The sequence below is a fragment of the Peptoniphilus sp. HMSC062D09 genome (assembly GCF_001811425.1).
GTDB lineage: Bacteria > Bacillota > Clostridia > Tissierellales > Peptoniphilaceae > Peptoniphilus_A.
In genome coordinates this window covers 1-11,272 of the sequence record NZ_KV804681.1, presented here as the reverse complement: position 1 = coordinate 11,272, position 11,272 = coordinate 1, and the positions used below count along the sequence as shown (strand labels likewise).

The 11,272-nt window shown below is 31.8% G+C and carries 11 protein-coding genes; 6 read left to right on the top strand and 5 right to left on the bottom strand.

Annotation, left to right across the window (positions count from 1 at the left end; genetic code table 11):
- Positions 1–74: 74 nt before the first annotated feature.
- From HMPREF2801_RS00115 to HMPREF2801_RS00090, 5 genes are all read right to left on the bottom strand, one after another.
- Positions 75–1,712, bottom strand: coding sequence for a recombinase family protein (locus HMPREF2801_RS00115; protein WP_070609857.1), 1,638 nt, complete (start codon positions 1,710–1,712; stop codon positions 75–77).
- 254 nt (positions 1,713–1,966) lie between these two features.
- A complete protein-coding gene (locus HMPREF2801_RS00105) occupies positions 1,967–2,914 on the bottom strand; it encodes a phage major capsid protein (RefSeq protein WP_070609852.1) in 948 nt (315 codons plus the stop codon).
- A gap of 147 nt (positions 2,915–3,061) precedes the next feature.
- Positions 3,062–3,274 (bottom strand): hypothetical protein, encoded by a 213-nt coding sequence (locus HMPREF2801_RS00100; protein ID WP_070609851.1) that lies wholly within the window; start codon positions 3,272–3,274, stop codon positions 3,062–3,064.
- Between the two features lie 111 nt (positions 3,275–3,385).
- Entirely contained in the window at positions 3,386–3,787 is a 402-nt protein-coding gene (locus tag HMPREF2801_RS00095; RefSeq protein WP_070609849.1) for a hypothetical protein, read from the bottom strand.
- A gap of 163 nt (positions 3,788–3,950) precedes the next feature.
- A complete protein-coding gene (locus HMPREF2801_RS00090; RefSeq protein ID WP_070609847.1) occupies positions 3,951–6,254 on the bottom strand; it encodes a phage/plasmid primase, P4 family in 2,304 nt (767 codons plus the stop codon).
- A 618-nt stretch (positions 6,255–6,872) separates the two neighbouring features.
- Here HMPREF2801_RS00090 and HMPREF2801_RS00085 point away from each other — a divergent pair.
- The 6 genes from HMPREF2801_RS00085 to HMPREF2801_RS00060 are packed head-to-tail and all read left to right on the top strand — an operon-like array spanning position 6,873 to position 11,193.
- On the top strand, positions 6,873–7,094 hold the full coding sequence (locus HMPREF2801_RS00085; protein ID WP_070609844.1) for a helix-turn-helix domain-containing protein: 222 nt from the start codon (positions 6,873–6,875) through the stop codon (positions 7,092–7,094).
- A 1-nt stretch (position 7,095) separates the two neighbouring features.
- Complete coding sequence (locus tag HMPREF2801_RS00080; protein ID WP_070609842.1) at positions 7,096–7,362, top strand: type I restriction-modification system subunit M N-terminal domain-containing protein; 267 nt, start codon at positions 7,096–7,098, stop codon at positions 7,360–7,362.
- Positions 7,363–7,408: 46 nt separating this feature from the next.
- Positions 7,409–8,278 carry an ABC transporter ATP-binding protein gene (locus HMPREF2801_RS00075; protein WP_070609840.1) on the top strand — a complete coding sequence of 290 codons (870 nt, stop codon included), beginning with the start codon at positions 7,409–7,411 and terminating at the stop codon, positions 8,276–8,278.
- Positions 8,265–8,858 carry a hypothetical protein gene (locus HMPREF2801_RS00070; protein WP_070609839.1) on the top strand — a complete coding sequence of 198 codons (594 nt, stop codon included), beginning with the start codon at positions 8,265–8,267 and terminating at the stop codon, positions 8,856–8,858. The genes HMPREF2801_RS00075 and HMPREF2801_RS00070 overlap by 14 nt, the downstream gene beginning before the upstream one ends.
- A 2-nt stretch (positions 8,859–8,860) precedes the next feature.
- Positions 8,861–10,078 (top strand): ABC transporter permease, encoded by a 1,218-nt coding sequence (locus HMPREF2801_RS00065; RefSeq protein WP_070609837.1) that lies wholly within the window; start codon positions 8,861–8,863, stop codon positions 10,076–10,078.
- A complete protein-coding gene (locus tag HMPREF2801_RS00060; RefSeq protein ID WP_070609835.1) occupies positions 10,075–11,193 on the top strand; it encodes a hypothetical protein in 1,119 nt (372 codons plus the stop codon). The genes HMPREF2801_RS00065 and HMPREF2801_RS00060 overlap by 4 nt, the downstream gene beginning before the upstream one ends.
- Positions 11,194–11,272 lie beyond the last annotated feature (79 nt).

The window sequence follows — 11,272 nt, the reverse complement described above, 5'->3', positions numbered from 1 at the left end:
TGAGGGGCTCTTAATTAGGGATTTATTTCCTTAAAATTTAATCGGCATGAAGGTATTAACCTTTGTGCCGATTTTTATATGTCAATTTTCCCTATGAAGTTCCAATAAATCCAAATGGTTTGTCTCTTTAAATTTGTACCTGGAACTTTTTCTGATTGTTCTACATAAATCTTGTCTACAAAAGTTCTAATTATTTCTGGATCAAGTTCCTTTATATCCGTATATTTTCTTACAAGTTTTAGGAATGATTCCACATTAAGTTCTTCTTCCTGCGATTTTGTAATGGTTTCTTCAAGTTCAGCTATTCTTTTTTGAAGTGAAATTTCTTCTTCATCATAAGCTTTAGCCATTTTCTCAAATCGTTGATCAGATATTTTACCTTCCAAGTTGTCTTCATATAGGTTTTGAACGATAGAGTCGAGTTTCTCAATTCTGTTTTTAGATTCTTCCAGTTCCTTTTTCTGGCTTCTTAATACTTGATTTAACTCACTGGTTTTCTTCTTTAAAACTAAATCTACAAACTCGTCTTCGTGGTCTTTTGCAAAGGCTGTAACTTTTCTAATTTCCCTAAGAAGAATTTCTTCAACTTGAATGTTCTTAATTTGGTGTGAAGTGCATTTGCCTTTTTGCTTTCTATAGGATGCACAAACGAAATATTCTTTATCATGAGACCAGCCTTTACCTCTTACTTGATACAGTTTTGCTCCACAGTCTGCACAATAGAGCATACCAGATAGTGTGGGCATTTCTCCTAAGCTGTTACGAACTCGTCTTGTTTTTCTTATCCTTTTTACAATATCAAAGGTTTCTTCATCAATAATCGGCTCATGAACATTATCAAATATTGCCCATTCAGACCTTGGATTGTCTAAACTTTTCTTAGTCTTGTAGGATTTTCTCTTTGTTCTAAAGTTTATGACCTTTCCTAGATATTCCTCTCTATCTAAAATAGTAGATATTGTAGCAGGATTCCAATTACATTCCTCTTCTGGAGTGTCAACTGGGAAATTGAGTCCTATAGACTTAAAGTGTTCAGCAGGAGTTGGGATTTTTCTACTCTTTAGTTCACTTGCAATTTGACTTGGACCAAAACCTTTAATACAAAGATTAAAAATCAACTTTACAGTTTCTGCTGCAACCTCATCAACTATCCACTTGTTTTTGTCTTCCTTATCTTTTAAATAACCATATGGTGGATTAGTTGTCAGAGGTTTTCCACTTTGACCCTTAGCCTTAAAAACAGCCCTTATCTTTTTACTTGTGTCCTTAGCATAGAACTCGTTAAAGATATTAATAAAAGGTGTAAGGTCATTTTCTACTTGGTTATTTGAATCCACACCATTATTTATGGCAATGAATCGTATATCATTATCTGGAAATAAGACTTCTGTATAAAATCCTACCTTTAGATAATCCCTGCCAAGTCTACTCATATCTTTTACAATAATATTTTTAACTTTTCCATCCTCTATTAAACCATTTAGTTTATTCCAAGAGGGTCTATCAAAGTTCGTTCCTGAATAACCATCATCCACAAAGAACTCTAGGTTTTTAAATCCCATATCCAGAGCATATTTTTCTAATATGTCCTTTTGATTTCTTATGGAGTTACTTTCGCCTTGAAGTTCATCATCTCTTGAAAGCCTACAGTATAATGCTGTAATCTTTTCATTAGCTGAAAAGTAAGAAGACTGTCTATTTAATTGTTCCATATTTTCCTCCTTTCGGACAGCCTTCAAGTGGCAATTACATATTCCCGTACTTTTCAGACTATATCAAGTTAATTAAGCCGATAAATTCGCTCTATTCAAAGTATCCGCATTGTTTAATATGAGCTTTCTTATGATTTGTTCGACACTCTTTTTTGCATTTTCACTTTTCATAGAATGAACTGTAAAGATTGTGCCAGATACTTCAATATTCTCCGACTTTTTAATCTCATTCTTTTTAGTTTCTACCATAGGCATTATCCTTCAATTGCTAAAGTAAGGACTGAATCCTTATCCATTAGCTTGGCGTCTAAATATTCTCTCATGATGAAGCCTTGGTGTTGTTTAAGAATAAACATCTCGGACAATCTTTTTATTGTTGGATTTTGTCTTTCAACAATCCAGTAGTTTGAAAAGTCTCCAAAGGCGATAGGTTTTAAACCTGTATCAATGTCTGGCATAAAGTTTGAGATTAGAATTTCTTTTCCCATGAAAGTGCCATCATATTGATTCCACAAGAAGTTACCTTGACCATCTTTTAAGCTTTGAAGATAAAGAGCAGTTTTATCATTCATTATCCATTTTGCATTTTCCCTGTATTCACTATCAAAAGAAAAGAATAGTTTTTTCAAGTCATCAAGTTTCAGTTCTTTTTTAGCTGATAGGTTTTTAATATCTTCGTCTACTAGAAATCCTAATGGTTCTCCATTACCAGATCCAGTGATAAAAGCTTTATCTTCTGCCTTGGCAAAATTATGAGCAAAGGTATCTAGGATTATTTTTTCAATCTTAGTTTGAGGATTATTTAGAAAATCTTCGTGGATTGTGATTAATTTAGATAATGTGTTGTATTCTAAATTCACATCCACATCTTTCATTTCTAAGGCATCTGCAAATAGGTCCTGTTCTCCTGCTTTTGTCCAAGTTGCCATAGATTTACTTGGGAAAGTTACAATAGAAGATGAATCTATATCGTTTTTTAAAACTGTAGCTTCTTTTCTAACTACGCTCTTTTCTGTAAGTTTATCTATAAAGTATTCTGTGCTTTCTGTATCCATAAAAGGTGAGCCATCTTGGATAAGACCAAGAGCCTTAATATCTGAATAAGATGATTCATCCTTGTTTCTTAAATAATTCCATAGATTAGTTTTATAGGAATTAGCTGACAATATTTCGTTTCTTTTTGATTTTTCTATTTTATTCATAAATTTCTCCTTTGTATTTTTGTATTATTCAGGGTATTAAAATATTTTTTTAATACCCCCTTTGAACCTGTCTTTTTGTGCGTAAGAGGGCGGCACCGTTGATAGGAAAAAGTCTCCTGGAGATTAGGATGCCCCCTGGGTCACAAATTATTTTTTACTATCGATATATTCTTCGGCTTCTTCTAAGGAAGGGAAGAACATATTCTTAAATCTTCCATCAATTACAAGATAAGACTTGTCTCCTTTAGCAAGGATGATTTTATCCTTATCTTTATTAATTACATTTAGGACTTCATACTTAGTGTCCTTTAAGTCCACAGCTGTAAGTTTATCTTTTTTAAAAATATCTCCAATAATCATTTCTACTCCTTTCAAAATATCTGGGGCAGTGTGGCAGGTGAAAACTAAACTTCCTATAGAGAATAGAAGTTTTAAGTCCTATATATTTACCTGCCACATTGCCACCTTTATTTATAGACTAAAATTATTTTGATTCAGAAACTCTACAACACTTTCTGATCCTTTAAACGGAATAACTGTGTCTTGATTATCCAGTGTGTAGTTGTATATTTTTTCTTTGACAACTTTTACAGGTGACTTGTCTTTCTTATGAAGAATGATTGTGTCTCGTAGCTTAAAGGCATTCTCTAATAAGTCTTCAGTGACTTTTTCATTGTTTCTGTAAAGGCACATATCCTTACAATATTCACTTAAGTCTTTTAAGTCATTCAGCTTGATTTCTCTTTCATCTTTTTTAATGACATACCTATCATCTTTTTCTCTTTTTAATTCTGTAGATATTCCCTTTGGGGAAGTCACCACAATCTTATTTTTTAAAGTAAACTTTCTTTCTAAATCTTCTTTTGTAATCATTTCTATTCCTCCTAATTTTTTAACTTCGATTAAACTTCTAATTACACACAATCATAAGCACCACCTCCTTAAATGAGGGCAGGTGTGGCAGGTAAAAAAGTATTATCTATATAGATATAAAATTTCTAAATTAAATTTTTCATCTGCCACATTGCCACAGACTTTATAGAAATTCAGAAATTAACCTATAGCCTATTAGGACTGTGGTCTTGTGTTTTCCATCTTTAGGTCTTTTTCTTTTGATGGTAGCTTTAGACTCCAAAGATTGCTTAAAGGTCTTCATGCTTTCAAGGTAGTAGCCATTTTCTAAAGACCAAGACCTATACCTTTCGTAAACTTCAGAGGTTCTAACTTCATAGTCATTTCCTTCTTCTAAGCAATCTTCCATAAAGATAGCAATCTTATCCGATTCCTTTTGGTATTTAAGAGTTGCATCTTTTACTGAATCGGGAATAGTTAATCCTTCTTTTTGTAAAAGTTTGTAGCCTTCAATAAGCCAGTTAAGGATTGCTGACTTTACTTCTTCTTTTGCAAATTCTGTCTTTAATGTTTTGTCCTGCTCCTCTTCAGTAAAATGCCTGTCAAAGGGAATGATGAGCATTCTTCCACTGGTAAATACAGTCACATCATTAACTATGGGTAGGTAGTTGGTGTTGATGTAGATTTTAAATTGAGGCTTAAAATCAAAAGAATTCTCATGAAGGAATCTTGCATTAATAGTGTCATTACCAGTAAGACTTTTAACTTGTGCAACATTTAAGGGTAGTCCCTTTCCTGGTTCTGGAATATTTACAAAGCGTACCCCTGCAAGTCTAGCTATCTCTTCACTGGGTCCAGAACTATTTACTTTGTTTTTTAGAGCTAGTGTTTCGGGTCTTGATGCACAAGCATAAGTTCCAAGAACTTTTAATATGGATTCACAAAGAGTTCCTTTACCATTTCTTGTAGTCATTCCATAGAGGATTGCCATGCACTCATGCCTTGTATCTCCTGTAAGTCCATAACCTAATATTTTTTGTAGAAACTTAGCTTTTTCTTTATCTCCACTCATAATTTCATCAATGTAGATGTTCCATCTCTCATTTAATGACTTAGAATCATAGATAACATCAGCCATTTTGCTTAAATAGTCAGAACTTCTATGTGCGTAAAATTCCATTGTTCTTAGATTTAAAGTCCCACTTGTACAGTTTAGAAGGTAGGGGTCTTTATCGAAGTCAGATACATTTAATGGATGATGAACTTCCGCATCTTTTAATACACTGACCCTATAACCTCTTGCTTGCCATCTGTTTGAGAATTTGACATAAGCCTTTCTTTTATGCTCATCTTCAATATCAAGGGCAAGAATATGAAGTAGGTTTGCAAGATTCATACATAATTTCATAGCTTTTAAACTTCCAGTATCAGCTATCCAGATTCCATCTTCATAAAAATACCAGGCTTTCCTTTCTGGTACATAGCGAAGAGAATCCTTGTAAAAGTCTGCGAAAATTTTTCCTGCACCTATATCTGTCCAAGAATACTTAGAAGATAAAGGAAGTCCCATTTCTTTTAACTTTTCAATAGATAAGTTAAACTCGATACTTGGGTCTATTCTTGCAATAGGCTTATAGACTTCTTTTAAAGAGGAGATTGCTTTTTCAATGGTTATTTCTCCGTAGGTTTTTCCTCCACGATTTTCATCCCACTTATCCCTAAAAAGTTCCGATTGTCTAAAGAGCCTATCTATCTGGTCAGCATTTCCACCTGCATAAAATGCAAGGATTGAAGTTAAAGCTAGGTCTGCTTCACTGTAAGAGGGATAGGATTTAATATTTCCAGTCCACAAATTTAAGAATTTTTCATTATTCGTGGCATTAGATGCCTTTTCAATAACCTCCTCATCACTCAAATAGCTTTTAAAATTTTGTTTAGTAGACTTACTTTGTTTTTCTCTTTTCAGATATTTTTCTAAAAGCCATAGTAGTCCATCGGATTCTTCGAGAATCTCACCTTCTTGATAGACATGACCTGTCACAGTTACAAAGCGATTAGTAAAGCCAGCAACATAGACTTCAACTTCTTTAGTCTTCATCTTGTAGATGTCATTGTTGTAAGTTATTGAGTTTGGTAGAAAAGTAAAGAGTCTAAAACCCTTACCACTTGGACTAAATTCAATGTATGACTGTGGAAAATGGCTAACTATTTCCTTTGCTAAATCATTTAAACTTCCATTAATTACACAGTCATCAACATCAATAGCGACAAGTTTTCCATCAACTCTTATTCCAAGCCCATCATAGGAACTAAGTTTTTCAGATGCTTTATCAAAGGATGCAAAAGTCTTTGGATTATTAACGGATGCATAGCCTTCTGTAGTTGGATTAAAAGGTATCTTTGTCTCCTTATTATTTCTTTTTTCATATTTCCATAAGCACCAGCTTACATTTTCTTTTAGATATTCTGGTATATTTTCTAAATTCACATATCTACTCCTTTCATATTTTTTTTGAAGAAGAAATATCCCCTCATATTCCTTAGGACAGTTAGAAGAATTTTGAGTAATATTTTGCCCTCTACCTATATAAGTAAAGTTGAGATTTGATTTTCCGGTTGTTTTGAAAATATTTCTTTCCTCTAAATAACAGGCAAAGAATAACAGGCAAAGAAATTCAGCAGTTTTTTAACCTGTAAGAAAATTTCTCCCTTCATTAGCCCTAAGACATTTTTGATGGTTTTGTTAGGTTTTATTTTTCCTCTCATATCACAGGCGAAGAAAAACATGGTTTTTTAAACCTATCCTAAAAATTTTTCTCTCCTAATAGACTCAGGACATTTTCAAGAGATTTGAGTAATTATTTCTTCATCTATTTATATAAGTAAGATTTGAGATTGATTTTCCAGTATTTTGAAATATTTCTCCCTTCACTAGTCCTAGGACAAAAATGGTGGTTTTGATTAGTTTTTTAAAAAATTTAATTCTATGAATAAAAAAAAGACGGAAATAAATCCGTCTTAAGAAATGTGCAAAGATTAAGTTGTAGAATGTGGTATAATATTATAGAAAAACTGTATAAGGTAGAAGATTAATATGAGGTGGGTTATGGGATTTTCCTATGATAAATTATGGAAAAAATTAATAGATGAAAAGATGAATAAATTAGACTTACAAAAAGCCATACAAACAACTCCTCATACCATAGCTAAAATGGGACGAGATGAGAATGTGAGTATGGAAATACTTGGTAGAATTTGTAGTTATTTTAAATGTGATATCTCAGAAGTACTGGAGTATAAAATATTAGATAATAATAAGGAGATATAAAATGGCAAAAAGTAAAGATAAAACAGAAGAATTATCTTTAGAGTCAACTTTATGGAATTGTAGAGTATCTTTAAGAGGATTTGGAAGCACCGAAAGAAATAGAGATGCTGTAATAGGATTAGTTTTCTTAAAATTTGCAGGAGATAAGTTTGAAAAAAGAAGAACACAAATTGAAGAAGAGCATCCAGATTTATTAATGCTAAGAGAAATGCCTGCCTCTTATAATGCAGAAAATGTTTATTATCTAGAAGAATTCAGCAGTATATAGAGATTTATACATTGCACAGAAAGAAATGATGGAATGAGGTGAAAATGTGCTAGAAATACAAGCTGTAAATAGAAGTTTTGGAAAGAAAAGAGCGCTTAAGTCAGTGGATTTAGAAATAAGCAATGGAATCTATGGGCTACTTGGTGAGAATGGAGCAGGTAAATCAACCTTGATGAAGATACTAGCTACTTTAGACAAACCAAGTTCAGGAAAGGTGTTATTTTGTGAGAAAGATATTTGGAATAATCCAGACTATCTTTCTCAAATTGGCTATATGCCACAAGATATAGAAATATATGATGGATTCACAGCCTATGACTATCTAGAATACATAGCTCTTTTAAAAGGAATGAAGAAGAAGGGGTTAAAAGAAAGAATTTATGAAATTCTAGAGTTTGTTAATTTGAAGGATGTGGATAAAAAGAAAATTAAGACATTTTCTGGGGGAATGAAAAGAAGAATAGGAATTGGCCAGGCTATTATTAATAATCCAAAGATTCTTATTCTAGATGAACCTACAGCAGGACTTGATCCATATGAGCGTATTCGATTTTCCAATATAATTACTAATATGAGCGAAGATAAAATTATATTATTTTCCACTCACATAGTATCAGATATTGAAGCGATAACAGATCAAGTAGTAATTTTAAGTGAAGGGAAGGTAAAGAACAAAGGGAAAATTCAAGATATGGTTCTAGAGCTTCAAGGTAAAGTGAAGCAGGTAGAAGTTACTAATAAAGAACTCCAAGACTTTACAGAAGAAACATTTGTCGTTCGAATAAAAAACCAAGGAGATAAATACATGGTTCGCTTTATTGAAAAAGAAGGAAGTCCAAAATCTGGAAATATTTTAACAGCAAATTTAGAGGATTATTTTGTCTATATTGGAGGTCTAAAAAATGAAAAAAATTAAATTTATATTGCTATTACTAGTGCTTGTCAGTCTATTTACAGCCTGTAGTAGAGAAGAAAAAGCTGCTGAACAAAATGTTAATCGTCAAGAAGAGCAAAAAACCAATATTTCAAAAGAAGAAAGTCAAGGCATAGAAGAAACACAGTCACTTGAAGAGGAAATTCTTAAGAAGAAATTAAAAGAAGTACGAAATAAAAGAGAGGAAAGTATAACAGTTGAGGAAAATGATGTTACTACAGGTTATATGCCAAAAGAGATTGATGATCTGCAAAATGGACCTATAATAGAGCAATCTTCTGAGCAGTATAAGCAAATGTATAATACTGCTGCAACTTATATAAGAGATAATTTAAACATAAATCCTAAGACAAAGCTTAGTGTATATGATGCCATTGATCCTACTGTTTTAGAAATTTATACTGCTGAAGATCGCGGCTACTTGCAAGATTATACAGTAGAAAATATCTATGTATTAGAATATCAAAAAGAAGATGGAACTTGGAGTTATATCTTTATGGGGAGAGAAAACAAACAAAGTCCATGGAAAGTAGTTCATAGTGGAGACCATTTTAAGGAATAAACATGAAATCACTATATTATGAAATCAAACACTGCTTTAACAAGGTTTCCATATTTGCTTTATTACTATTTCTTTTAGTTGTATTTCTTCACTCTATTATTTATCTAAGTATACAGTGGCGTACTATATTACCAGACGGTACATTGGTAGAAGGTTTGTCATCTCACAGAGCTTTTTCAGAAGCATCCAAGGAGTTAAAAGGAGTTTTGGATGATGAATATCTTCAAAAACTAAAAAAAACCTATGCATCTAGCTACGAAAAGAAATATCTAGATATTGATAAGGGGTTTTTAGGTACTGGAGGCTTGATGAAATATATCAACACCAATTATCTATTAAATAAACCGAAAAGTAGATTCAATGCAACCAATGGTAACGAGTATATGGAAATAGACTTCCCATATTTAGAAAACGTCGACACATTCTATGCCGCATATAAAGAGACATTAGTAGAAGTAGAAGTACAAGCGCATGAAGCTACTGGATTTAGACCTTATACAGACGAGGAAATTAAACAAATTAAAGATATTGTTAACAATATTCAATTACCATTGAGGTTAGACAATACAATGTGGATGAGTAGTACAAGAAATTACTTATATTTAGAATATTTTATATTTACCTTGGTTTTGTGTATTTCGTTTTCTTCTATTTTTTCTAGAGATGGCATAAATCCTGTTTCTGATATTGCCTTGGCCAGTAAGCAGGGGAAAAATAAATATATTTGCAGAAGATTCATCGCTGGATTAGTTGCTGCAGCTATAATGTATTTAATTTACTTCGTTTTCTTAAGCTTAATTCATGGTAGTGTGTATGGCTTTAGTGGATGGAATGCTTCAATTCAGTCTAAGTCAAACTTCTATGTTTTTAACATGACAGCAGGCAAAGTGTTTTTGCTAGAGTGTTTAGGGGGATTGATAGGGACACTAGCTGTAACATCGATTGTGTTACTTGTTTCAATTATTATAAAAAGGACAAAAGCTAGCTTACTTGTTTCTGCTGGATTGGTCTATTTTTTAAATAACCAATTGAAGGGTTACAGTATCCTACGTTTTACAAATCCATTATTCTTTAAGACTGATAGTATGGGGACGTTAATTTCTTTGTTTGGAAGAATTGTACCCTATCTTGTCCTAATAATATTGCTTGGAATACTATATATTTCTATTTGTTTTATTTTAGTAAGACTTTTAGGAAAGAGATATAGGTGGTTAAAATGAAAAATTTGATTTACGCAGAGAACAAAAGAATATGGAAACATCCCTTGACTATACTCACCTTAGTGTTAGCTTTTTTAGCCGCTGTATTTAATGTCAATAATTCTACAAAACAGTATTTATCTGAACATACTTTTAATGAGGAAATGAATTTATATTACTTAGATTCTAAAAAGATTGATATAGAAAAAGCTCTTGGTGGGAAATTGGGTCAAATTCAATCGGAATTCTATTATTACGATATCTTAAGTTTTGCCGAACAATTAGATCTTAAAGGAGATGAACAAGAAAATTTATCAACGCTATTAAGAGAAAAAATAAAACAACAATTAGATACAAATGAAATTAAGTATAGCGAGGATATAAAAAACAAGGTTACAGATACATTAGATGAAGTCAAAATAGATTTATCATATGGAGAAGGTTGGAAAAATCTTAATAAAAATCTCTCTAAATTTCTATATATAAATCTTTTTCTTTCAATTATTTTTACAGCCAACATAATGTCTACTAAAAATATGGAAGGGGATGTCTACCAATCTACTTTTTATGGTAAAAATTATCTCTTTAAAGCCAAGGCCATTTTAGCTGCGTTTTGGAGTTTAATCTTCTGTCTTTTATCTATATTGGCTCTTCTTATTTTTTATATAGGATTATATGGAATAGAGGGAGCGTACAATGCTATTCAAAATAGTCCTATAATGACTCTTTCGCTTTATAAGGAAACATACTTATCAATGTTTATAAAAAACGGGTTGTTGGGTCTAGTTACTATAGAAACCATGGTATTTTTGACTATTATTATATCAAAAAAAACAAAGAACTTTATGCAAATTTTCACAAGTATTATTTTATACTATTCTCTGCTTATCCTATTAGACAAAATGGGGAGTGTGATTTTCAACTACAAACTTCTTAACTTTTTGTCTTATAAGGCTATGGGATTTTTTTATCACTATACTCACTATGATTTTTATTTATTTGGTGACATTGTTTTAAAATCAATAGATGCCATATTACTTGTTAAACTCATTCAATTAATAGCTTTTGGTATTTTTATTTTTGGCTTCAATACAGAATCGAGAGGAAAGCTAAAAACTCGAAAAAAGGCAAATTGAGTCATAATGAAAAAAATTTAGAAAAAGTTCTAGAAGAGTGCAAGTTATCGGAAGAAGAATTATAAGAGTTTGAACAATA

Excerpts from the sequence above, each read along its gene's own strand:
- HMPREF2801_RS00085 (WP_070609844.1), top strand. The coding sequence starts at position 6,873 with ATGGGATTTTCCTATGATAAATTATGGAAAAAATTAATAGATGAAAAG.
- HMPREF2801_RS00065 (WP_070609837.1), top strand. The coding sequence starts at position 8,861 with ATGAAATCACTATATTATGAAATCAAACACTGCTTTAACAAGGTTTCC.
- HMPREF2801_RS00100 (WP_070609851.1), bottom strand. The coding sequence starts at position 3,274 with ATGATTATTGGAGATATTTTTAAAAAAGATAAACTTACAGCTGTGGAC.
- HMPREF2801_RS00115 (WP_070609857.1), bottom strand. The coding sequence starts at position 1,712 with ATGGAACAATTAAATAGACAGTCTTCTTACTTTTCAGCTAATGAAAAG.
- HMPREF2801_RS00060 (WP_070609835.1), top strand. The coding sequence starts at position 10,075 with ATGAAAAATTTGATTTACGCAGAGAACAAAAGAATATGGAAACATCCC.
- HMPREF2801_RS00080 (WP_070609842.1), top strand. The coding sequence starts at position 7,096 with ATGGCAAAAAGTAAAGATAAAACAGAAGAATTATCTTTAGAGTCAACT.
- HMPREF2801_RS00105 (WP_070609852.1), bottom strand. The coding sequence starts at position 2,914 with ATGAATAAAATAGAAAAATCAAAAAGAAACGAAATATTGTCAGCTAAT.
- HMPREF2801_RS00070 (WP_070609839.1), top strand. The coding sequence starts at position 8,265 with ATGAAAAAAATTAAATTTATATTGCTATTACTAGTGCTTGTCAGTCTA.
- HMPREF2801_RS00095 (WP_070609849.1), bottom strand. The coding sequence starts at position 3,787 with ATGATTACAAAAGAAGATTTAGAAAGAAAGTTTACTTTAAAAAATAAG.